20 protein-coding genes are annotated in these 21,417 nt (G+C 70.3%); 7 read left to right on the top strand and 13 right to left on the bottom strand.

All coding sequences use genetic code 11. The features are described from left to right. The first annotated feature begins 264 nt into the window (after positions 1–264). Complete coding sequence (locus U4012_RS07800; RefSeq protein ID WP_321797463.1) at positions 265–924, top strand: UdgX family uracil-DNA binding protein; 660 nt, start codon at positions 265–267, stop codon at positions 922–924. Then, positions 921–2,243 (top strand): divalent metal cation transporter, encoded by a 1,323-nt coding sequence (locus tag U4012_RS07805; protein ID WP_321797465.1) that lies wholly within the window; start codon positions 921–923, stop codon positions 2,241–2,243. The genes U4012_RS07800 and U4012_RS07805 overlap by 4 nt, the downstream gene beginning before the upstream one ends. 131 nt (positions 2,244–2,374) lie before the next feature. On the opposite strand, the gene U4012_RS07810 is transcribed toward U4012_RS07805, so the two are convergent. From U4012_RS07810 to U4012_RS07840, 7 genes are all read right to left on the bottom strand, one after another. After that, complete coding sequence (locus tag U4012_RS07810) at positions 2,375–2,986, bottom strand: DUF892 family protein (protein ID WP_321797467.1); 612 nt, start codon at positions 2,984–2,986, stop codon at positions 2,375–2,377. Positions 2,987–3,045: 59 nt separating this feature from the next. Beyond that, the gene (locus U4012_RS07815) at positions 3,046–3,660 is read right to left on the bottom strand and encodes a DUF4142 domain-containing protein (protein ID WP_321797469.1); all 615 of its coding nucleotides are present in this window, start codon (positions 3,658–3,660) and stop codon (positions 3,046–3,048) included. A gap of 28 nt (positions 3,661–3,688) precedes the next feature. Beyond that, positions 3,689–4,546, bottom strand: coding sequence for an SDR family oxidoreductase (locus U4012_RS07820; protein WP_044843368.1), 858 nt, complete (start codon positions 4,544–4,546; stop codon positions 3,689–3,691). 127 nt (positions 4,547–4,673) lie between these two features. Beyond that, positions 4,674–5,240 (bottom strand): hypothetical protein, encoded by a 567-nt coding sequence (locus U4012_RS07825; RefSeq protein ID WP_124485785.1) that lies wholly within the window; start codon positions 5,238–5,240, stop codon positions 4,674–4,676. Between the two features lie 67 nt (positions 5,241–5,307). Further along, complete coding sequence (locus tag U4012_RS07830; protein WP_044843366.1) at positions 5,308–5,607, bottom strand: DUF2795 domain-containing protein; 300 nt, start codon at positions 5,605–5,607, stop codon at positions 5,308–5,310. 38 nt (positions 5,608–5,645) lie between these two features. Next, complete coding sequence (locus U4012_RS07835; RefSeq protein ID WP_044843365.1) at positions 5,646–6,674, bottom strand: SDR family oxidoreductase; 1,029 nt, start codon at positions 6,672–6,674, stop codon at positions 5,646–5,648. A 25-nt stretch (positions 6,675–6,699) separates the two neighbouring features. Then, complete coding sequence (locus tag U4012_RS07840) at positions 6,700–7,122, bottom strand: BON domain-containing protein (RefSeq protein ID WP_044843364.1); 423 nt, start codon at positions 7,120–7,122, stop codon at positions 6,700–6,702. A 241-nt stretch (positions 7,123–7,363) separates the two neighbouring features. Between U4012_RS07840 and U4012_RS07845 the strand changes: the two genes are divergently transcribed. Both U4012_RS07845 and U4012_RS07850 read left to right on the top strand, forming a co-directional pair. After that, the gene (locus tag U4012_RS07845) at positions 7,364–8,680 is read left to right on the top strand and encodes a glycosyltransferase family 4 protein (protein ID WP_044843363.1); all 1,317 of its coding nucleotides are present in this window, start codon (positions 7,364–7,366) and stop codon (positions 8,678–8,680) included. Continuing rightward, the gene (locus tag U4012_RS07850; protein ID WP_044843362.1) at positions 8,680–9,726 is read left to right on the top strand and encodes a UDP-glucuronic acid decarboxylase family protein; all 1,047 of its coding nucleotides are present in this window, start codon (positions 8,680–8,682) and stop codon (positions 9,724–9,726) included. The genes U4012_RS07845 and U4012_RS07850 overlap by 1 nt, the downstream gene beginning before the upstream one ends. Before the next feature lie 70 nt (positions 9,727–9,796). Here the strand turns inward: U4012_RS07850 and U4012_RS07855 are convergent, their stop codons facing one another. Beyond that, positions 9,797–12,103, bottom strand: coding sequence for an ATP-binding protein (locus U4012_RS07855; RefSeq protein ID WP_321797474.1), 2,307 nt, complete (start codon positions 12,101–12,103; stop codon positions 9,797–9,799). 103 nt (positions 12,104–12,206) lie between these two features. Here U4012_RS07855 and U4012_RS07860 point away from each other — a divergent pair, with 103 nt between their 5' ends. Further along, a complete protein-coding gene (locus tag U4012_RS07860) occupies positions 12,207–12,914 on the top strand; it encodes a PIG-L deacetylase family protein (protein ID WP_321797476.1) in 708 nt (235 codons plus the stop codon). Next, entirely contained in the window at positions 12,893–13,816 is a 924-nt protein-coding gene (locus U4012_RS07865) for a glycosyltransferase family 2 protein (protein WP_044843359.1), read from the top strand. The genes U4012_RS07860 and U4012_RS07865 overlap by 22 nt, the downstream gene beginning before the upstream one ends. 17 nt (positions 13,817–13,833) lie before the next feature. On the opposite strand, the gene U4012_RS07870 is transcribed toward U4012_RS07865, so the two are convergent. Beyond that, positions 13,834–15,201 carry a sigma-54-dependent transcriptional regulator gene (locus tag U4012_RS07870; protein ID WP_044843358.1) on the bottom strand — a complete coding sequence of 456 codons (1,368 nt, stop codon included), beginning with the start codon at positions 15,199–15,201 and terminating at the stop codon, positions 13,834–13,836. 348 nt (positions 15,202–15,549) lie between these two features. Between U4012_RS07870 and U4012_RS07875 the strand changes: the two genes are divergently transcribed. Continuing rightward, positions 15,550–16,632 carry a sigma-54 dependent transcriptional regulator gene (locus tag U4012_RS07875; protein ID WP_321797481.1) on the top strand — a complete coding sequence of 361 codons (1,083 nt, stop codon included), beginning with the start codon at positions 15,550–15,552 and terminating at the stop codon, positions 16,630–16,632. Positions 16,633–16,658: 26 nt separating this feature from the next. Here U4012_RS07875 and U4012_RS07880 read toward each other — a convergent pair whose 3' ends face one another. The 4 genes from U4012_RS07880 to U4012_RS07895 are packed head-to-tail and all read right to left on the bottom strand — an operon-like array spanning position 16,659 to position 21,415. Continuing rightward, positions 16,659–17,609 (bottom strand): glycosyltransferase, encoded by a 951-nt coding sequence (locus tag U4012_RS07880; RefSeq protein ID WP_124666130.1) that lies wholly within the window; start codon positions 17,607–17,609, stop codon positions 16,659–16,661. Further along, complete coding sequence (locus tag U4012_RS07885; RefSeq protein ID WP_321797484.1) at positions 17,599–18,675, bottom strand: glycosyltransferase family 9 protein; 1,077 nt, start codon at positions 18,673–18,675, stop codon at positions 17,599–17,601. Before U4012_RS07885 ends, U4012_RS07880 begins: the two co-directional genes overlap by 11 nt. Beyond that, positions 18,672–19,673 (bottom strand): glycosyltransferase family 2 protein, encoded by a 1,002-nt coding sequence (locus U4012_RS07890; protein WP_321797486.1) that lies wholly within the window; start codon positions 19,671–19,673, stop codon positions 18,672–18,674. Before U4012_RS07890 ends, U4012_RS07885 begins: the two co-directional genes overlap by 4 nt. Beyond that, entirely contained in the window at positions 19,670–21,415 is a 1,746-nt protein-coding gene (locus tag U4012_RS07895) for a carbamoyltransferase (protein WP_321797488.1), read from the bottom strand. The genes U4012_RS07890 and U4012_RS07895 overlap by 4 nt, the downstream gene beginning before the upstream one ends. Between the last annotated feature and the right edge of the window lie 2 nt (positions 21,416–21,417).

The raw sequence follows: 21,417 nt of genomic DNA on the forward strand, positions 1-21,417 counted from the left end.
CGTGCAAGGCGGCTGGAGCATCGCCGGGGGCTGCTTGGACCCCCTGTCCCCCGCCATCACCGGATGCGGCTCCGACACACGACGCGTCCATCGCGACCGCACGCGGCATGCCGGTTGCTGCATCTCGTCGATATCGTCGATACGGGAGCCGCCGATGCACACACTGCCGATGTTCCGCCCCGGCAACGCCTTCGATCGGCCTGTCGCGCCCGCCCGAGCATGCCGCTTCGCGCGCTCGGCGTCGGCCTGCACCGGAGGACTGGCATGAAGCGCGACGCGAGCACGAAACCGGCGGCGGTCCCGGCCGCCGCCGACACACCGGCCACGCTCGACGCCTGCCGCCGCTGCGCATTGTGGGAACATGCGACGCAGCCGGTGCCCGGCGCCGGGCCCGCCGACGCGCGCATCATGCTGGTCGGCGAACAGCCGGGCGACCAGGAGGACCGCGCGGGCATCCCGTTCGTCGGCGCGGCGGGCCGCATGCTCGACCGCGCGCTCGACGAGGCCGGCATCGCACGCACGAGTGTCTACCTGACCAATGCGGTCAAGCACTTCAAATGGGAACCGCGCGGCAAGCGGCGGCTGCACAAGACGCCCGCGCAGCGCGAGGTCGCCGCCTGCCGCTACTGGCTCGAACGCGAGCTCGACGCGGTGAGCCCGCGCGTGATCGTCGCGCTCGGCGCGACGGCGCTGCGCGCGGTGCTGCAGGACAACGACGCGACGGTGGAGCGCACGCGCAAGCCGGTGCGCTCGCCGGACGGCTGTCTCGTCGTCGCGACCTATCACCCGTCCTACGTGCTGCGCACGCGCGGCGCCGATTCGCGCGAGCATGCGTACCGGACGCTCGTCGACGCGCTGCGCACCGCGTCGCGCCTCGCGCGCGGCAACGGCGGCGCGCACGAGGCATCCGGAGACGCCGAATGAGCAACCTGCGCGGCGGCGCGTCGCGCGACACCCCGGCCGCCGCAACCGACCCGGCCGCCACCACCGCCGCGAAGCCCTGGTACCGTCGGCTCGGCCCCGGCCTGCTCGCGGGCGCGTCCGACGCCGATCCGAGCAACGTCGCCGTCTATGCGCAGGCCGGCAGCCAGTTCGGCTTCCACATGCTGTGGATGATCGTGATCACGCTGCCGATGATGGTGGCCGTGCAGCTCGCGGCGGCATTCATCGGGCGCGCCAACCGCGAAGGCCTCGTGGCCGGCATCCGCGAGCAGTTCTCCGTCCGCCTCGCCAAGGCCCTGATCGTCATGGTGGTGATCGTCAACGTCGTGAACGTCGGCGCCGACCTCGCCGCGATGGGTGATGCGACCGCGCTCGTCGCCGGCGGCCGCAGCTACTGGTATGCGCCCGTCTACGGCATCGCGTCGCTCGCGCTGCAGGTGCTGCTGTCCTACGAACGCTACGCGCGCTGGCTCAAATGGATGACGTTCGGCCTGCTCGCCTACGTGCTCGAACTCGGCTTCGTGCACATCGACTGGCGCGGCCTGCTGCACGCGATCGTCCTGCCGCACATCGCGTTCACGCACGACTATGCGACCACGGCGGTCGCGGTGCTCGGCACGACACTGAGCCCGTACCTGTTCGTATGGCAGGCCGCGCTCGAAGTCGAGGAAACCCAGGCCGAGCGCCGCAACGGCGACACCGCGTGCACGCCCGGCGCGCGCCGTGAAACCGGGCGGCGCATCACGTTCGACACCTGGACCGGGATGATCGTCACCAACGCGGTGTCGTTCTGCATCATGGTGATCGGCGCGGCGGTGTTCTTCTCGCACGGCAAGCACGACATCGGCTCCACCGCGCAGGCTGCCGAGGCGCTGCGCCCGATCGCCGGCGAGGCGGCATTCGTCGTGTTCGCGTTCGGCATCGTCGGCTGCGGGCTGCTCGCGATCCCCGCGTTCGCGGGCAGCGCCGCATACGGTTGCGCGGAGGCGTGGCGGTTCCGCGAAGGGCTGAACGAACCGGTGCGGCGCGCACCCGCGTTCTATGCGGTACTGGCCGGCTGCGTGGTCGTCGGCATCGCGATCTGCTTCAGCCCGGTCGATCCGATCAAGGCGTTGTACTGGAGCGCGGTGCTCAACGGCGTCGCGGCGGTGCCGATGCTGGTGCTCGTGATGCTGCTGTCGCAGCGGCGCGATGCGGCCGGCCAGCCGGGCAGCGGCATCGCGTCGAAGGTGTTCGGGTGGCTGGCGGTCGCGCTGATGGCGGCATCGGTGGTCGTGATGGCCGCGAACATGCTGAGCTGATCCGGACGGCATGGTTGCGCCTGCAACCGTTCACGCGTGACGGACGGCGCGGAAAGCGAACGACCCTGAGGGTCGGGTGACAACCGGGCACGCCGCGCGAGCGGCGTCGCCCGGTTGCCCGACCGGCAGCGTCACATCATCTTGCCGCGCGACTTTTCGGCCCGCGCCGCATCGGCCGCCGACTCGACCTTCTTCACTTCCTCCGGCGGCGGCAGCACCGCCTTGAAGCCCATCGAGTCGATCCACATCTCGCGCGCCCAGCCGCGGGTGTGATACAGGTGATGGTCCTCGTCCGCCTCCACCTCATCGTGCGCGGCCTTCAGCGCCTTCGCCGCGTCGCGATCGCGCAACTGCTCGGCCGCATAGCCGATCAGCTCCCAGTTCAGGTGGTCCTTCGTCTCGGCGAGCACCACGCACTCGGCCGCGACGATCTGCGCGACCGCCGGGTCGGCCTGCTTCTTCGCCTGCTCGATCACCTGGACGAGCGACTTGCCGGTCGCCGCCACGGCGGCGCGCCCCGGCGACTGCGTATCGGGATCGAGGCCGAGCGTGTCGAATACCTTGCGCAGCACTTCCTGGTGATGCATCGTTTCGCGGTGGTACTTCTCCCATTCCTTGTGCAGGTCCTCGTCGGTCGCACACTTGAGCGCGGCCTCGTAGATCTTCGCGCCGCCGAGCTCGGTTTCGTATGCCTGGCACATCAACGCCAGGATGCCTTCGTGCTTCGATTGCCGTTGGCCCATGACTGCTTCTCCGAAAAAACGGGCCGCCCGCGCGGCCCTGGGGTTGAACCGGGCACGCGTTACTGCGCGCCCACCTTGCGCTGGAGTGCTTCCGCCATGCTCAGGTGATGCCTGAGCGTCGGCAGCGCCGCGGTCGCGAACGCCCGCAGCTGCGCGTCCTGGCCGCCACGCGCCTCGTCCTCGAACAGCGCGACCGCCTTCTTGTGCGCGTCCGGGCCGGCCGCCGCCACATACGCCGTGTCGAAGTCGTGTCCGCTCTTGCCGCGCAGCGCTTCGACGTCCGGGTCGTGGATCTGCTCGACCTGCGGCTTCATGCCCGCGCGCGCGGCGACCTCGTCGAGCTTCGCGTTCGCCTTGCCGTGGTCGGCCACCATGCGTTGCGCGAACGCGCGCACGTCCGGCGACTGCGCCTGCTTCAACGCGAGCTGGCTCGCCTGCACTTCGGCCTTGCCGGCCAGCGCGGCCTTGTCGACGAATTCCGCATCGCCGCGCTGCGGCGCCTTCGCGATGCCCGGATCGCCCGCGCCGGCGGCGCCCGACGACGGGTTGATCACGCCGCCCGGCACATGCGAATTCGACGCGGGCGGCTCGCTCGGCGCCTGTGCCTGCGCGAGCCCCACCATGGCGAGTACGCCCGCGGCGAGCGCCGCGATCGTCCAGTTGGGTTGTTTCATGCGCTTTCTCCTGGTGTGGCGGGCATCGTCACCCGCCGACGATCGAGCCGCCGTTCGGATGCAAGGTCTGTCCCGTCATGTAGCTCGCGCCGTCCGACGCGAGCAGCACATAGCAGCCGATCAGCTCGTCCGGCTGCCCCGGCCGCTTGAGCGGCACGTTCGAGCCGAACGTCGCGACCTGTTCGGCGGTGAAGGTCGACGGGATCAGCGGCGTCCAGATCGGCCCCGGCGCGACGGCGTTCACGCGAATGTCGCGCTCGGCCAGCTCGATCGACAGCGAACGCGTGAACGCGACGATCGCGCCCTTGGTCGCCGAGTAGTCGGGCAGCTTCGGGCTGCCGTGATACGCGGTCACCGACGCGGTGTTGACGATGCGCCCGCCCGCTTTCATGTGCGGCAGCGCGGCCTGCGTGCAGAAGAACATGCCGTACACGTTCGTGCGGAACGTGCGCTCGAGCTGTTCCTCGGTCACGTCCTCGATGCCCGGCTGCGGATGCTGTTCGCCCGCGTTGTTGACCAGCACGTCGAGGCGCCCCAACCGCTCGACCGTGCGCGCGACGGCGTCGCGCGCCTGCCGGCGGTCGCCGACGTCGCAAGCGATGGCCTCGCAGCGCCGGCCCGCCTGCTCGATCAGGCGCTTCGTGTGCGCGGCATCGTCCGACTCGTTCAGGTAGACGATCGCGACGTCCGCGCCCTCCTTCGCGAAACCGATCGCGACCGCGCGGCCGATCCCGCTGTCGCCGCCCGTCACGAGCGCGACCTTGCCGGCGAGCCTGCCGCTGCCGACGTAGTCGGCCGCCTCGTCGCGCGGCTTCGGATGCATGTCCCGCTCGGTGCCCGGCTGCCGGGCCTGTTCCTGGGGTGGCAGGGTCTTTGCCGTCGTCATGGGTTCCTCCTTGAACGGGTGTCGGCGAGACGTCGCAAGCGGCATGCCGCGCGGCGGCCCGGCCCGATGCACGCGCGATGCCCGCACGCCGCACGCCGCGTTGCAAGCGCGTGCAGAAACGGCATGCTCAGCGCGGCGTGCCCTGCGTCGTGCCGTCCGGCCGGCGCACCGGATCGAAGTCGCGCCATTCGCCGTCCTGCCAGTCGCCTTCGACACGTTCGATCGCTTGCGCGCCGGTCGCACGCAGCACGTCTTCCGCGGTGGCCGCGGTCGTCGACGTCACGCGCGCGGCCAGGATCACGCCGGTTTCGGTCTTCGCGAGCGCGCCCTTGCCTTCGGCCTGCTCGCCGCGCATCCGGCCGAGCGCGCCGCCGAACGCACCGAGATAGGCGCCGGCGAGCGCACCGGCGGCCGGCACGAACCAGTAGCGCACGCCGAACGCATAGACGATCAGCCCGACGATCGCGCCGATCAGCAGCCCGCGCAGCGCGCCGACCAGCGCGCCGCGCCCGCCGGGCTTCGCGGCCGTATCGGCATACACGTCGCCGCCGATCGGAAAACGCGCGTGCTGGCCGCCCGGGTTCAGGAAGAAGATCGACACGTCGTCCGGGCCGAACGCGCGCTCGTAAAGGTGGCGCGCCCCACCTTCCGCTTCATCGAACGTCGTGAAGCGGCCTGCGACGATCATCGCCATGGTCGTGCTCCTCGTGGCCGTAGGGTGCCGCACACGCGAGCGCGGGCGCGACGCGACGCGGGGGCGCTCACATCAGCCGCCCGAGTTCCTTCGATACCGATGCCGGCGTGCCGTATTCGCGATCGGGGATCTGCCTGAGCATGTCGAGTACGCGCGGGTCGGCGTGCGAGCGCTCCGCGCACTCGACCACCTCCGCCTTGCTCGCCGGATAGTCCATCCCCTTCAGCGCCTTCTGCACGTCGACCGGGCTCGGCGCCTTGCCGTGCCCGCTCTGGTGGCCGCCCTTGTCGTGATCCTGCTGCTCGCGCTCGCCTTCATGCGCACGCGCGTGGCTGTATTCGTGGCCCGTATGTTGTCGGGATGACATGGAAACCTCCTTCGAATGAAAAACGGAAAGGCACGCCATTACGTCGGGCTGCGCCGCGACCGCGCGAACGCGGCAACCATCAGCGCCGCCGCGCCCAGCGCGACCGCGCCCGCGACCTTCGGCCGCTGCACCACCGCGTTGTATGCGCAAGCGCGCAGCACGGGCCCGTCCATCCCTTCGCGCTCGTGCAGCGCATGGCGGGACTCGTACAGCGCGTTGTCGTCGCGCGGCCGCGCGGGGCGCACCGTGCGCTGGCCGCGCGAGAACAGCGTGGCCGCGATGCGATCGAACAGGCGCGGCGCGTGATACGCGCCGGCCGACGTGAGCTTCGCGGCACCGCCGACGAACAGCGCGCGGCGCGGGTGCGCCGCCGCGAACAGGATCGCGTCGGCGACGAGCTCCGGGTCGTAGATCGGCGGCGGCAGCCGCGCCTCGACGTTCATGTAGTTCTTCGCGTGCATCACGAACATCGTGTCGATCGCGGCCGGCTTGATCAGCGTGACGGACACCGGCAGGCGATCGGACTCGAGCTCGAGGCGCAGCGAATCGGTGAAACCCTTCACCGCGTGCTTCGATGCCGCATACGCGCTCTGCAGCGGCACCGGCGCGTCGGACGCCTCGCTGCCCATGTTGATGATCGCGCCGCCGTGGAAATCGCTCTTGCGCCGGAAATGGTCCGACGCGACGAGCGAGCCGTGCACGACACCCCAGTAGTTGGTGTCGAACAGCCGGCGCTGATCCTCGAGCGGCACCGCCGCCGCCGTGCCGAAGATCGACACGCCCGCGTTGTTGACCCAGGTGTCGAAGCCGCCATAGGTATCGGCCGCCGTCGCGGCCGCGCGCTGCAGGTCCTCGAGAATGCCGACGTCGCCGGCGACCGGCACCGCGAGGCCGCCGTGCTGGCGGATTTCGTCGCACAGCGTGTTCAGCGCGTCCGCGTTGCGCGCGAACAGCACCAGCTTCGCCCCGCGCCGTGCCGCCTTGCGCGCGGTGACGAGGCCGATGCCGCTGGTGGCGCCCGTGATCACGATCGTCTGCTCGCCGACCGGTTTGAGCATGCAGTTCATCACTGGACTCCTTCTGCGGGGCCGGTTATTTCGGGCGGATGGTCAGCTGGTCGCGCACGTCCTGCACGCCGTCGATCTGCCTGACGACACCGACGGCCTGCGTGCGCTGCTGCTCGTCCGGCACGCTGCCGGTCAGCATCACGACGCCGTGACGCGTCTTCACGTGAATGTCGCCGGCCGACAGGCCGCTCGTGCCGACCAGCTCGGCCTTCGCCTTGGTCGTGATGGTCGCGTCGCGGATCTTCGTGCCGGTGCTCGAATGCGTCATCGACGACGATGACGATGACGACATGGATGACGATGCCGAGCCGTCGTCTCCGGCGGCGAACACGTTCGGCGCGACGGCGATACAGGCGGTGGCCGCGGCGATCGCGACCGCCATGCCGAGACGGCTGGCGGGATGACGGCGGAATCGCGGTGCGCGGGCTTGCAGCGGGAATACCTTCATCGTGACCTCCTATCGTGAGGCCGGCGTGGCCGGCGGACGTCCGGGTGTCGCAAATCGCGTGCCGCGCGCAACCGGCCGCATCCCCGCGCGGCCCGCCGATCGGACGCCCTTTCATCCAACCCGTTGTAATTTTTTCGGCACCTGGGCCGGGCGTGCCGCCCGCAAAGTGACGGGCATGGCGATTGCCGCAGAGGGACGCAACGGGGCTCGCCGGCGCGGCCCCGACCTCGGGAGCAATACCATGCAAAGAATCGCGTTGATCAGTGAACATGCGTCACCGCTGGGGGTGATCGGCGGCGTGGACGCGGGCGGCCAGAACATCTACGTCGCGAACGTCGCGAAGCAGTTGGCCGAGCGCGACCTCGACGTCGACGTCTACACCCGCTGCGACGATCCGCACCTGCCGGAAGTCGTGCAGATCGGCCCGCGCATGCGCGTGATCCACGTACCGGCCGGGCCGCCCGCCGCCGTGCCGAAGGAACGGCTGCTGCCGTACATGGGTGCGTTCGCGGACTACATGACCGCGCGCATGCGGCGCGAGCCCGACCCGGTCGACGTGATGCACGCGAACTTCTTCATGTCGGGCGAGGCCGCGCTGCGCGTGAAGCAGCGTCTCGGGATCCCGCTCGTCATGACGTTCCATGCGCTCGGCCGCGTGCGCCGGCTGCACCAGGGCGCGGCCGACGGCTTCCCCGACGAACGCTTCGCGATCGAGGACACGCTCGCGCGCCGCTCGGACCGGCTGATCGCCGAGTGCCCGCAGGATGCGCTCGACCTGACCACGCACTATCGCGCCGATGCCGCGCGCATCGAGATCGTGCCCTGCGGGTTCGATGCGGGTGAATTCCGGCCGGTGCCGCGCGTCGATGCACGTGCGCGGCTCGGCTGGCCCCACGATGCATTCGTCGTGCTGCAGCTCGGGCGGCTCGTGCCGCGCAAGGGCATCGACACCGTGATCGACGCGCTCGCGCGGATGCCACGCGACCCGAACCGGCCGACGCGGCTCTACATCGTCGGCGGCAGCCACGCGACGCCCGACCCGGCGCGCGATCCGGAACTCGCACGCCTCGCCGCGCTCGCGCACGACGCCGGCATCGCGGAACGCGTGACGTTCGTGGGCCGGCGCGAGCGCGACGCGCTGCACCTGTACTACAGCGCGGCGGACGTCTTCGTGACGACGCCGTGGTACGAGCCGTTCGGCATCACGCCGGTCGAGGCGATGGCATGTGCCGCGCCGGTGATCGGCAGCGACGTCGGCGGCATCCGCACGACGGTCGACGACGGCGTCACCGGCTACCTGGTGCCGCCGCGCGATCCGGCCGCGCTCGCCGGGCGGCTCGTGCAGCTGCGCGCGCAACCGGCGCTGTGCGATGCACTCGGTCGGGCCGGTTATCTGCGCGCCCACCGCTTCTATACGTGGCGCGGCGTGACCGACCGCCTCGTCGACATCTACCGCGACGTCGCGCATCCGCAACGTGCCGGCACGGCGGCCGGCAGCCGCCGCACGCCCGTCGCGACCACGCCGGGCGTACTCGCCCACCGCAAGGAGAATGCATGATGAAGGGCTACGATCGCAAACGGGTACTCGTCACCGGCGGCGCCGGGTTTCTCGGTTCGCATCTGTGCGAACGCCTCGTGACGGCCGGGCACGACGTGCTGTGCGTCGACAATTTCTACACGGGCGCAAAGGACAACATCGCGCACCTGCGCGATGCGCCGAACTTCGAGCTGATGCGGCACGACGTGACGTTTCCGCTGTACGTCGAGGTCGATGAAATCTACAACCTCGCATGCCCGGCGTCCCCCGTGCACTATCAGCGCGACCCGGTGCAGACGACCAAGACCAGCGTGCATGGCGCGATCAACCTGCTCGGCCTCGCGAAGCGCGTGAAGGCGCGCATCCTGCAGGCATCGACGAGCGAAGTGTACGGCGACCCCGACGTGCATCCGCAGGACGAGCGCTACTGCGGCCGCGTGAACCCGATCGGCATCCGCGCGTGCTACGACGAAGGCAAGCGCTGCGCGGAAACGCTGTTCATGGACTATCACCGCCAGTACGGCGTCGACGTGCGGATCGCGCGGATCTTCAACACGTACGGGCCGCGCATGCATCCGGCCGACGGGCGCGTCGTGTCGAACTTCATCACGCAGGCGCTGGCCGGCGAAGCGTTGACCGTCTACGGCGACGGCAGGCAGACGCGCTCGTTCTGCTATGTCGACGACATGGTCGATGCGCTGATCCGGCTGATGGACGAACCCGGCGACGCCTGCGAGCCGGTGAACCTCGGCAGCGACGACGAGATCGCGATGATCGACGTGGCGCGCGAGGTCGTGAGGATCGTCGGCGCGACGGTCGCGATCGAGTTCCGTCCGTTGCCGTCCGACGATCCGCGTCAGCGCCGGCCCGATCTCGACGCCGCGCACCGGCGCCTCGGCTGGCGCGCGACGACGCCGCTCGCGAGCGGGCTCGCGCATACCGCGCGGTATTTCATCCATCGGCAGGTCGCGAATCACACGCCGGGCGATCTCGTGCGCAGCACGCGGATCGCGTCGCACATGCTCGCGCAGATCAGCACACGGAACCGGCCGGGGGCGGCGACGTGAACGGCACGACGTGACACGACGACGCGTCGTCGCGTGCCCGGGGCGACGGTCGTCGCGTATCCGCCGCGTATCACCCGTCGCGCGTCGTCACGCGCGCGATCCGGCGGGCGAGCTCGCGCACGTCGACCGGCTTGCACAGATAACCGTCGAAGCCCGCTTCGAGCGCGCGGCGTTCGTCGCCGAGGCCCGCGTGCGCGGTGACCGCGAGCACGCGCAGGTTGGGCGGGCTGCCGCCGTTCGCGCCGCCGCGGCGCAATGCATCGAGCAGCCAGAAGCCGTCGCCGTCGGACATCGCCAGATCGGACAGCACGACGGTCGGCTTCACGTCCGCGACGATGGCGAGCGCGTCATGGCCCGACGATGCGACCGCGACGACCGCACCGAGCGTCGCCAGCGCGGCGGTCAGGCTCGCACGCGTGGTCGGGTCGTCGTCGACGATCAGGATGCGCTGCGACTCGAGCATCGGCGTACCGCGCGCGACGTCGTCCGGCGTGACACTCCACGCCATCGCCCCCGCCGGCTGCCAGCCGGCCGGCAACGTCACGGTGAACGTGGCGCCGCGATTGCGGCCCGGGCTTGCGACGCTGACCGTGCCGCCGTGCAGCTCGGCGATATGCCGCACGATCGACAGGCCGAGCCCGAGCCCGCGCCGCGACGAGGCAGGCGACTCTTCCGCGCGGCGGAACATGTCGAACACGTACGGGATGAAATCCGGCGCGATGCCTTGCCCGGTATCGGCGACGGTCAGCATCGCGTGCCCGGCGTCGCGCGACAGCGTGACCGTCACCGCGCCGCCGGCCGGCGTGAATTTCAGCGCGTTCGATACGAGGTTCGACAGCATCTGCCGCAAGCGCTCCGCGTCGCCCGACACCACGCATGCGGACGTCGCGCAGTCGAATTCGAGCGCGATGCCGGCCGACGACGCGGCCGTCTGGAACGTGCCCGTCGCATCGGCGAACAGCCGCACCACGTCCACCGGCATCGAATCGATCCGCAGCTTGCCGGTCGCGAGCGACGAGGCGTCGAGGATGTCGCCGACCATGCGCGTGAGCGAACGCGCGCTGCGATCGATCGCGTCGATCGCCTGCTGCTGCAATCCGTCTTCGCGCGAATTGCGCAGCACCTCGACCCAGCCGTAGATCACGTTCAGCGGCGTGCGCAGTTCGTGCGACACGGTCGCGAGCAATTCGTCCTTCAGGCGGTTCGACGTATCGGCCTGGTCGCGCGCGTCGCGCGCGCCCTGCAGCGAGCGGTGCGCGCGCAGGTCGCGGCGGCGCTGCGCGCCGGTCTCGCGCAGCGTCAGCGACAGCGCGACGCTGGCGCGCAGGTCGCCGCGCACCGGGCATGCGGACACCGTTGCGCGAAAGCGCCGGCCGTCGCCGCGCACGCACAGCAGTTCGAGCGGGCCGACCGGTTCGCGCATCGCGTCGAACGTTTCGGCCAACGGATTGCGCTGCAGCCAGCGCATCGCGACGAGCGATTCGAACGGGCGCCCGTAGGCCTCGGACTCGTCGTACCCGAAGATCCGCTGCGCGGCCGGGTTCCAGCTGACGATGCGGCCCTCGCCGTCGACCCCGACGATCGCGTCCGGCGATGCCTCGACGACCGCGAGCTGCAGCCGCGACTTGTCGGCGCGCGCGCGCGCCACGCCGGCATCGCAGAACAGCAGCACCGCGCCGCCGATGTTGCCGTCCGCATCGGCGATCGGCGCCGCCGCCTCGGCGATCGGCACCGGCGTGCTGCCGGCGGCGCCCTGCAGCCAGTGCCGGTCGGACAACGCATGCGCGCCGCCGAGCGCCCGCTCGAGCGGCGTCGCCTGCACGCGCCGGCCGTCGTGATCGAACAGGCGCAGCACGTCGCGCACGGGCCGGCCCGTCGCCTCGTCCACGCCGCAGCCTGCCAGCTCGGCCGCCACCGCATTCAGGTAAGTCACCCGGCCTTTCCCGTCGGTCGCGATCACACCGTGCGGCAGCGACTGCAGCACGGCTTCGAGCTGCCGCCGCGCGGCCGTGTCACGCCGGCGCGCGACGTCGTTCGTGAGCCGCGCGTGGTGCAGCATCGCCGCGCCCGCGCAGACCAGCATGCCGACCAGCAGGAAGACGAAGAGCTGCACGAGCCGGGCCGACAACGGCCCGGTGTACGCGGCCGGATCGGACAGGAACAGCGTCCAGATCAGCAGCCCGCTGACCACGGTCGACACGATCCCGAACAGGAACGACGTCACCCAGGCCGCGCCGGCCAGCATCGGGTAGTACAGGATCAGCGACAGGTTCACGCCGCCGAAGCGGATCGCCAGCGCCTGCAGCACGGTGGCGATCGCGACGAACATCACGGCGGTTGCGTAATTTCCGACCTGCGGCCGTGCAAATTCAAACATCGGACACGCTCCTGCCGACCCACCGGCGGCAGCCGCCCCCGCGCAGCCGGACGGGCACGTCACCTGCTCGGCCGCCTGTGCTGACCTGGGAGACCTTCACACCATGACCGCTCCGACACGCTGGCTCGTCGTCTCGCCGCACCTCGACGACGCCGTATTCAGTTGCGGGCAGCTGCTCGCGCAGGCACCGGGCTCGGTCGTCGTCACGGTGTTCGCGGGCATTCCGGAACACGGTACGGCCGCGCCGCCGTGGGACCGTCGCGCGGGATTCCGCACGGCCGACGACGCGATGCGCACGCGCCGCGACGAGGACCGTCATGCGCTCGCGCTGCTCGATGCGCGGCCCGTCTGGCTCGACTTCCTCGACGACCAGTACGGCACGCCGGCCGCGTCGGCGGCAATCGCCGCGCGCGTGGCCGACGTGATCGACGCGCATCCGGGCTTCGGCGTGCTGGCGCCGGCCGGCCTGTTCCATCGCGATCACCTGCAGGTGCAGCGGGCCGTGCTGGCACTGCTGCGCGATCACGGCCGGGCCGGCGACGCAGCGCGCGTGTGGCGCTTCTACGAGGATGTGCCGTACCGGCGGATCGACGGGTTGATGGCCCGGCGCGTGACCGGCTGGCGCGAGCACGGCTGGATCGGCCGCCCGGTCGGCGCGCCGGCCGGCAACGGCATGGACACGGCGGCTGCGAAGGCCGCCGCCGTCGACGCGTATGCGAGCCAGATTGCGCTGTTGGAGCCTCATATGCGTGCCGATCTCCGTGAACCCGAAACATACTGGCGGCTCGAATGCGACGGCACGTCCGCGTGACGCCCGCGCGTGTCGTGCTGCCGCCGCGCGAACCACGCGTGACCGCGGTGGTGCTGACCTGCCGGCGCTCGCTGGAGCTCGCGCGCACGCTGGCGCGGCTCTCCGCGCTGCCCGACCGGCCGGCGATCGTCGTCGTCGACAACGGCTCGGACGACGCGACCGCGGCGCTCATGCACAGCCGCTTTCCTCATGCGACGCTGGTGCATGCGCCGGCCAATCTCGGGGCCGCCGGCCGCAATCTCGGCGCGGCCGTCGCCCGCACGCGCCACGTCGCGTTCTGCGACGACGACACGTGGTGGGCGCCCGGCTCGCTCGCCGAAGCCGCGAACCTGCTCGATGCTTACCCGCATGTCGCTGCCGTCACTGCGCGCGTGCTGGTCGGCCCCGACCGGCGCGAAGACCCGACCTGCCGGCTGATGGCCGACAGCCCGCTGGATGCGCCCGTCGCGCTGCCGGGCCGCCCGATCCTCGGGCTCTTGGCCGGTGCGAGCGCATTCCGGCGCGACGCGTTCGTGGCCGCGGGCGGCTATCATCCGCGCTACTTCCTCGGCGGCGAGGAAGCGCTGCTCGCGCTCGACCTGTATCGCGCGGGCGCGTGGCTCGTCTATGCACCGCGTCTGACGGTTCATCATTACCCTTCGAAGCAACGCGACGTGCAGACGCGCGCGAGCGTGTCCGCCCGCAACGCGGTGTGGACCGCGTGGCTCAGATGGCCGGCCCGCGCCGCGCTCGCGCATACCGTCCGCATGCTGCCGCGCCTGTGGCGCGAACGCGGCATCGTGCCCGCCTTCGCGGGCCTGCCGTGGATCCTGCGCGAACGGTGCGCGCTGCCGCCGCACGTCGAACGCATGCGCCGCCGGCTCGACGACGACGCGCGTCGCCGCGCGGGCGGGCGCGCATGAGCGCGCCCGGCATGACATCAGGAGTCCGGTTTTTCCGCTTCGTCTTCCAGTTGCGCGAGCCGGTTGTAGATCGTCTTCAGGCTCACGTCCAGCACTTCGGCCGCCTGCGCCTTCACGCCGCCGCATTTCGCGATCGTGCCGAGAATCAGCTTGCGGTCGACTTCCTCGAGCGGCGTGCCGAACGGCACCGTCACGCGATCCTCGTGCGCGTCGACCATGTTCGACAGTTCGTCCATGATCGGCGGCGGCAGCGTGTCGATCACGTCCGCGTCGGCGAAGATGCTCGCGCGCTGCACGAAGTTGCGCAGCTCGCGCACGTTGCCGGGCCATGCGTAGGACTTCAGCGCTTCGCGCGCGGCGGGCGCAAAGCGCAGATTGCGGCCGCTTTCCTCGTTGTAGTGCTGCAGGAACGCGTCGGCGAGCATCGGGATGTCGTCGCCGCGCTCGCTCAGCGACGGCAGCGGAATCGGGAACACGTTGATCCGGTGATAGAGGTCGGGCCGCAGCTTGCCGTCGGCCATCGCGGCTTCCGGATCGCGGTTGGTCGCCGCGACGATGCGCACGTCGACGTCGATCTCGCGCGTCGAGCCGAGCCGCGTGAGCCGCCCGGTTTCCAGCACGCGCAGCAGCTTGACCTGCGATTCGACCGGCATCTCGGTGATTTCGTCGAGGAACAGCGTGCCGCCGTCCGCGCGTTCGAAGAAGCCCTTGTGCTGCCGCTCGGCGCCGGTGAAGCTGCCGCGGTCGTGGCCGAACATCTCGCTCTCGACGAGATTCGCGGCGATCGCGCCGCAGTTCACCGCGAGGAACGGGCCGCGGCGGCGCAGGCTCAGGTCGTGCACCGTCTGCGCGGCGAGTTCCTTGCCGGTGCCCGACTCGCCGGTGAGCAGCACCGACGCCTCGGTGCGCGCGACGCGACCGATCGCATCGTAGACGGCCTGCATCGCGGGCGAGCTGCCGAGCATCCGGCCGAAGCGGCCGAGACGCTTCAGTTCGGAGCGCAGTTCGGCGATTTCCTCATGCAGTGCGGTGGTGCGCGGCACGCGCGCGAAGATGCTGTTCAGCCGCTGCATGTTGATCGGCTTCACCAGATAGTCGGTCGCGCCGCGCCGCAATGCGTCGATCGCGGTTTCGAGGCTCGCGTGACCGGTGGTCAGCACCATTTCGCAATGCGCGCGCTTCGGCAACGCGTCGAACAGATCCATGCCGTTGCCGTCCGGCAGCACGAGATCGCACAACACGAGATCGGGAGTGTGCGTCGAGACGAGCGTGCGCGCTTCTTCGAGCGTCGCGGCCGTGTCGCATGCAAGCTGCTGCGCTTGCGCGAGGGTCGCGAGCATCGTTCGCGTATCGGCGTCGTCTTCGACGATCAGGACATAAGGCATCGAAGCTCCTGGTGGGTGCGGCCCGGGCGCAACGCGTCGGCCGAAACCGCGGCGGGCGTGCGATGCGGGGTACGACGCCGGAACCCGGCGGCACATCCGCACCGCACACGAATGAGCAAATTAGCTGTCCTGCAGTGACAAACGCGTGCCTAGAAGTATAGAAGAAGTGCGTCGTGCCTTCGCCGATCATCGAATAAATCTATCTGTCGTCGACCACCGCATTGCCAGATTCAATCCGGCGAATCGGGCATAAAAGGTATGCTTTCCACATGAAAAAATGATGCGTGGCGGTCATTTTTTCGCCTGCTCCTCGACGGTTTCGGTCAATACTTCCAACTCGATACACTCATGTCGAAATCCGACGATGACGGCGCGCGGCTGTTCGGCCGCTCGCCAACGATTCAAGACCTGCTGCTGAAGGTAGCGCGTGTCGCCGCGACGCGCGTCAGCGTCCTGGTGGTCGGCGAGAGCGGCGCCGGCAAGGACATCGTCGCGCGGCTCATCCACGACATGAGCCCGCGCCGGCGCGGGCCGTTCGTGCCCGTCAACTGCGGGGCGATTCCGAAGGACATCGCGGAATCCCATTTGTTCGGACATGAAAAAGGCAGCTTCACCGGCGCGATCGCGCAACATGTGGGCATGTTCGAAGCCGCGCGCGGCGGCACGCTGTTTCTCGACGAAATCGCGGAAATGCCGGCGGAATTGCAGGTGAAACTGCTGCGCACGCTGGAGACGAACACGATCGTGCGCGTCGGCGGTCACGAAGCGATTCCGCTCGACGTACGGATCGTCGCGGCCACCCATCACGATCCGGTCGAGGCCGTGCGCAGCGGCCGGCTGCGCGAGGATCTGTTCTACCGGATCGCGACGATCGCGCTGCACGTGCCCGCGCTGCGGCAGCGCGAGGACGACGTCGGCGACATCGCGCTGCAGATCGTCGAGCGGCTGAATGCGCGGCATCGCACGCGCAAGCGTCTGTCGCTGCAGGCGATGAAGGCGCTGCGCGCCTATACGTGGCCCGGCAACGTGCGCGAGCTGCGCAACGCGCTGGAGCGCGCGTTCATTCTCGCCGACGAGCAGATCGAACTGCAACTGCCGCGCCGCCAGCCGCCGCGCGAGGAGGTACGTCACAACGCGATGACGCTCCATATCGGCACGACGCTCGCGCATACGCAGCAGCGCTTCATCGTCGCGTCGCTGCGCCATTTCAACGGCGACAAGCCGCGCACCGCGAAGGCGCTCGGCATCAGCCTGAAGACGCTGTACAACCGGCTCGCGCTGTTGCCCGAACACGAGCGCAACGCGGCGAGCGGCGCGGCTGCGCCGACGCCCGCCGCGGGCAGCGCAAGCGGCGCCAGCGGCACCGCCGGTGCCGACGGTGCGGCCGTCAGCCCGAGCGCTGGTATGCCGCCGGGCGCAACGAACCCGTAACCGGGCCGCGACGGCAGCCGCCCGGTCTACGCCGCGACGTCGCACAACGCGCTGTCCCACTCGCGCACGAACCGCTCGATCCCGAACCGCTCGCACGCGTCGCGCTTCGCCGCCGCGCCCCACTCGCGCGCGAGATCCGGATCGCGGAGCAGCATGCGCATCGCGTCGATCAACACGGCAGGCCGCGTATCGGCGACCCCGTTGCAGCCGCTCCTCACGAGCTGCGCCATCTCCGTCGTTGCGAGCGCAACGATCGGCAGCCCGATCATCATCGCCTCGATCACCGCGAGCCCGAGGCTCGTGTAGCGGATCGGATTGAAGAAGAAGCGGTAGTGCGACAGGAACTGCGGCAGCGCCGGATTCGGCACCTCGCCGATGCCGCCGAGCTCGGCCGAGCCCATCCCGACCAGATCGAGCGGCACGCTGTGACGCACGGTCTCGAACAGGTCGGCGCCGAGACGCCGCCCGCGTCGCGCGAGGTGGTTCACGACCGTCACGCCCTTGGGCAGCGTGCCGCGATACTCGACACCGTCGGGCAGCAGCACGCCGTGCTCGATCACGCGCGTCGGCGTGACGCCGCTGTCCCACATCAGCGCGTTGAACGGCGTCACGTGCACCAGCAACACGTTCGGGTCCTGCACGGGGTGCAGCGTGTCGGTCGGGTGCTCGCGCGGCGGATCGTGTTCGACGAACAGCGCCGGCAGCGCACGCTGCGCGTCGCTCAGGAGCCGCAACCGGTCGTGCGCGTAGTGATTGTGATGCTGGTACAGCACGCAGTCGAACTCGGTGTCGCGCACGCACTCGACGGGCACCTCGTACACGTTGTCGCCCCACGGCAGGTGCCCGACCCGACCCGCGTAACCGGGCGGATGCTGCGGCTTCGTCACGATGTAGAAATCGTGCGGCACCTGCGACAGGTAATACAGATAGTTGCCATGCACGTGCCAGGTGAGCACGCGCAAGCGCTTACGTGACATGACGTCTCTCCTCCGCGAGCAGCTTGCCCGCCCGCTCCATCACGTCGTCGACGCCGATCGCCGTCGCGCACTCGTGCCCGTACGGGCAGGTGTCGAACGCGCACGGCCGGCAGGCCGGATAGTGCGCGAGCACGCGATGGCGTTCGGCGTCGAGCGGCGCCCAGCGGGCCGTGTCGCTGCCGCATGCGACGACGATGCTCGGCGTGCCGAACGCCGCCGCGACATGCGACACGCCCGTGTCGTTGCACAGCACGAGCCGCGCGCGGCCAATCAGCGCGGCCAGCGCGCCGAGCGGCGTGCGCCCGCACAGGTTCACGCACGGCCGCGCGAGATGTTCGACGAACGTGCCGGCCAGCGCGAGTTCCGCGCGCGTGCCGGTCAACACGATCTGCCAGCCGTCGTCCGCGAGCTGGCGTGCCGCGCTCGCGAAACGCTCGACCGGCCAGCGCCGCGACGCCATCCGCGCGCCCGGATGAACGATCACGTAGCGGCCCGGATCGAGCGCATGCTCGTCGCACAGCACGTGCCACAGCGCATAGTCGAGGCCGCCCAGCGGAAATTCCAGGTAGTCGCCCCAGTCCGGATAGCCGAGCTTGCGGGTCAGCGCCAGGTAGCGCGTGACCTCGGGCTCGCCGTCGCGCCACACGAGCTCACAGTCGAGCGCGGTCGTGCCGCCGTCGGGCGGCACGAAACCGGCGGTGCGCGTCGCACCGAGCGACGCGACGATCGCGTTGGTCTGCACGCCGCTGCCGTGCAGCTGGATCGCGAGATCGAAGTCGCGCGCGCGGCATTCCGCGACGAACGCCTCGCGCGCGGCCGGCTCGGCGTCCGGCTGCTCGCCGAGGCCGGGCGCGCCGGGAAACGCGATGAAGTTGTCGATGTAGTCCGAGAAGCGCGATGCGAACTCGCGCGCCCACGGCAAGCCGATCAGCGTGATGCGCGCATCCGGCTCGCCGCGCCGCAGCGCGCGCAGCGCCGGCACCGCGCACAGCATGTCGCCGAGCTGCAGCGCGCGGAACACCGCGATGCGCATCGGACCGGACGACGAAACGGATTCGAGCATCATAGGAAGAACACCCGGAAGTGGAGCGCACCGCGCACGCGCCAGTACAGCGACACGGGCGGAATCGCGATCGACGTGACGATCATCTCGGCGACATGCGACGGCGTGAGCCGCGTGCCGCGCAGCCGCTTCGCGCAGAATGCGGCCGTGATCACGGCCCAGGCCGCCGCGCACGCGATGCCCGGCACGCGCCATCCGGCCGCGAAACAGCCGAGCGCGCCGAGCGCGAACAACACGGCCGCGTAGTAATTCCACGGCGGCATCGCGCGGATATGACGCCGGTAGGTCGCGCGATGCTTCTTGTACAGCAGCGCGTCGAAATACACCTTCGACTGCTGGCCGATGCTCGCGCCCCAGCGCGCGGGACGCACTGGATGCACGATCCGCGCGGCATCGACGCCGACGATCGGCCCCGCATGCTCGCGCAGCGCGAACATCAGGTCGGCGTCCTCGCGCCATGCGCGCGTGAAGCGCTCGTCGAATCCGCCGACGCGCTCCAGCGCCGCGCGCCGCACGAAGCAGTTCGCGGTCGCGAATTCCGCATGCGCGAGGCCGGCCGCGTCGCGCTCGTGGTCGGTCGGGCGCGCTCGCAGCGGCACGTCGATGCGCCCCGCCGCGGCCGCCGCCGACGGTTCGGCCAGCAGCGCGGCCGCGCCGTGGCGCAGCCAGGTCGGATCGGGAATCGTGTCGTCGTCGGTGAACGCGATCAGCGCGCCGCGCGCGCTGCGCCAGCCGACGTTGCGCGCGCCCGCCGGCCCCTGCGTATCGCGCGCGGTCATGTAGCGGATCACCGGCACGTCGGTCATCCGCGCACGACACGCGTCGACGGTTTCCCATGCGCTGCCGGCCGGGTCGTCGTCGACGACGACAATCTCGTAGGTGGTCGGATCGAACACCTGCGCGCACAGCGCGTCGAGGCAGCGTTCGAGCAGGCGGGGCCGCCGGTACGTCGGCACGACGACCGACACGACCGGCGGCAGTTGCGTGTCGCGCATGTTCATCTCGGCTTCTCCAGCAGGAACGAACCGATCACGAGCGCGTCGAGCGGCGAAGTCCAGAAGCACTCGAGCGCGTCGCGCGGCGTGCAGACGATCGGTTCGCCGCGCGTGTTGAACGACGTGTTGACGAGCACCGGCACGCCGGTCAGCGCGTCGAACTCGGACAGCAGCGCATGCAGCAGCGGATGCTGGTGTGCGTCGACGGTCTGCACGCGCGCGGTGCCGTCGATGTGGCGCACCGCCGGAATCGTCGCCTCGGCGCCGGGCGCGATGTCGTACACGAACAGCATGAACGGCGCGCGCAGCGGCGTGCGCCGCCCGCCGTTGAACCAGTGGTGTGCGTGGCTTTCGAGCACGACCGGCGCAACCGGCCGGAAGTCCTCGCGATCCTTGATCCGGTTCAGCTTGCGCTGCATGTCCGGATCGATCGGCGACGCGAGGATCGAGCGCGCACCGAGCGCGCGCGGCCCGAACTCCATGCGGCCCTGGAACCAGCCGATCACGCGGTTTGCCGCGAGCAGCGCGGCCGTCTGGCTGGCGACGTCCGCGAGCCGCCGGTACGGCAGCCGCGCTTCCTTCAGGAACGCCTCGATCGCTTCGTCGCCGTACGACGGCCCGAGATACGCGTGATCCATCCGCCAGTCGCCGCGCATCCCGCGCATCCGGAAATCGGTCCACAGCGCGGCGCCGAGCGCGGTGCCCGCGTCGCCTGCCGCCGGTTGCACCCACACGTCGTCGAACGGGCCGCGATCGCGGATCTTCGCGTTCATCACGCAGTTCAGCGCGACGCCGCCCGCCATCGCGAGCTGCTGCTCGCCGCTCTCGGACGCGAGCCAGTCGACCGCCTGCAGCGTCGTTTCCTCGAGCACCAGCTGCAGCGCATGCGCGATGTCGCAGTGATGCGGCTCGATCGGTCCGCCGCGCTCGCGCGGCGCGCCGAACAGCGCGACGAGATCGCCGTCGGCAACCTCGTAGCGCCCGTCGCCGTTGTAGCTCACCAGCTTGCGCATCGCGTCCGCGAACACCGGCTTGCCGTACGACGCGAGCGCCATTACCTTGTACTCGTCCGACGAATGCAGGAAGCCGAGGTAGCGCGTCACGCGCTCGTACAGCAGGCCGAGCGAATGCGGCAGGTTGACCTGGCCGAGCCGCCGGTACGACTGGCCGTCGAACACGCCGTAGCTCGTCGTCGCGCGTTCGCCGCGCCCGTCCATCGTCATCACCGCGCAGTGCTCGTACGGCGCCGCGAGAAACGCGCTCGCCTCGTGCGCGAGATGGTGCTCGATGAAATGCCAGCGAAACGGCCCGTCGTGCGCGACGCCGCGAAAGCGCCGCTGCAGGTGGTGCGGCGCGCCGCCCGCAAGCTGGCGCGGCGCGTTCACGATCGACGACAGGAACAACGGATGCCACGGCGATGGGCCGTCGGCACGCCGCGCATGCGCGGACGGTGCGAGCGGCAGCGTCAGCTCGGGCGCGTCGCCGTGACGGTCCAGTTCGAGCCACGGATCGTACGAATACGCGACATGGTCGACGTCCGCGAGCGCGATGCCCGCTTCCGCCAGACAATAGTCGATCGCGTGAAACGGCAGCTCCCAAGTCGAGAACGGCACCGGCCGCTTCGCGTGCTTCACGTGCGTGAAGCGTTCGTCCTCGGCCGCCGCGATCACCGCGCCGTCGCGCACGAGGCATGCGGCGCTGTCGTGAAAGGCGGCATTGATGCCGAGCGTATAGGTCGGAGCAGGCATGC

The sequence above is a fragment of the Burkholderia sp. BCC1988 genome, from assembly GCF_905339895.1.
Classification (GTDB): domain Bacteria; phylum Pseudomonadota; class Gammaproteobacteria; order Burkholderiales; family Burkholderiaceae; genus Burkholderia.

What these genes read in the sequence shown, in the direction of transcription:
- U4012_RS07800 (WP_321797463.1), top strand. Translation starts at nt 265, where the DNA reads ATGAAGCGCGACGCGAGCACGAAACCGGCGGCGGTCCCGGCCGCCGCC.
- U4012_RS07805 (WP_321797465.1), top strand. Translation starts at nt 921, where the DNA reads ATGAGCAACCTGCGCGGCGGCGCGTCGCGCGACACCCCGGCCGCCGCA.
- U4012_RS07810 (WP_321797467.1), bottom strand. Translation starts at nt 2,986, where the DNA reads ATGGGCCAACGGCAATCGAAGCACGAAGGCATCCTGGCGTTGATGTGC.
- U4012_RS07815 (WP_321797469.1), bottom strand. Translation starts at nt 3,660, where the DNA reads ATGAAACAACCCAACTGGACGATCGCGGCGCTCGCCGCGGGCGTACTC.
- U4012_RS07820 (WP_044843368.1), bottom strand. Translation starts at nt 4,546, where the DNA reads ATGACGACGGCAAAGACCCTGCCACCCCAGGAACAGGCCCGGCAGCCG.
- U4012_RS07825 (WP_124485785.1), bottom strand. Translation starts at nt 5,240, where the DNA reads ATGGCGATGATCGTCGCAGGCCGCTTCACGACGTTCGATGAAGCGGAA.
- U4012_RS07830 (WP_044843366.1), bottom strand. Translation starts at nt 5,607, where the DNA reads ATGTCATCCCGACAACATACGGGCCACGAATACAGCCACGCGCGTGCG.
- U4012_RS07835 (WP_044843365.1), bottom strand. Translation starts at nt 6,674, where the DNA reads ATGAACTGCATGCTCAAACCGGTCGGCGAGCAGACGATCGTGATCACG.
- U4012_RS07840 (WP_044843364.1), bottom strand. Translation starts at nt 7,122, where the DNA reads ATGAAGGTATTCCCGCTGCAAGCCCGCGCACCGCGATTCCGCCGTCAT.
- U4012_RS07845 (WP_044843363.1), top strand. Translation starts at nt 7,364, where the DNA reads ATGCAAAGAATCGCGTTGATCAGTGAACATGCGTCACCGCTGGGGGTG.
- U4012_RS07850 (WP_044843362.1), top strand. Translation starts at nt 8,680, where the DNA reads ATGAAGGGCTACGATCGCAAACGGGTACTCGTCACCGGCGGCGCCGGG.
- U4012_RS07855 (WP_321797474.1), bottom strand. Translation starts at nt 12,103, where the DNA reads ATGTTTGAATTTGCACGGCCGCAGGTCGGAAATTACGCAACCGCCGTG.
- U4012_RS07860 (WP_321797476.1), top strand. Translation starts at nt 12,207, where the DNA reads ATGACCGCTCCGACACGCTGGCTCGTCGTCTCGCCGCACCTCGACGAC.
- U4012_RS07865 (WP_044843359.1), top strand. Translation starts at nt 12,893, where the DNA reads ATGCGACGGCACGTCCGCGTGACGCCCGCGCGTGTCGTGCTGCCGCCG.
- U4012_RS07870 (WP_044843358.1), bottom strand. Translation starts at nt 15,201, where the DNA reads ATGCCTTATGTCCTGATCGTCGAAGACGACGCCGATACGCGAACGATG.
- U4012_RS07875 (WP_321797481.1), top strand. Translation starts at nt 15,550, where the DNA reads ATGTCGAAATCCGACGATGACGGCGCGCGGCTGTTCGGCCGCTCGCCA.
- U4012_RS07880 (WP_124666130.1), bottom strand. Translation starts at nt 17,609, where the DNA reads ATGTCACGTAAGCGCTTGCGCGTGCTCACCTGGCACGTGCATGGCAAC.
- U4012_RS07885 (WP_321797484.1), bottom strand. Translation starts at nt 18,675, where the DNA reads ATGATGCTCGAATCCGTTTCGTCGTCCGGTCCGATGCGCATCGCGGTG.
- U4012_RS07890 (WP_321797486.1), bottom strand. Translation starts at nt 19,673, where the DNA reads ATGAACATGCGCGACACGCAACTGCCGCCGGTCGTGTCGGTCGTCGTG.
- U4012_RS07895 (WP_321797488.1), bottom strand. Translation starts at nt 21,415, where the DNA reads ATGCCTGCTCCGACCTATACGCTCGGCATCAATGCCGCCTTTCACGAC.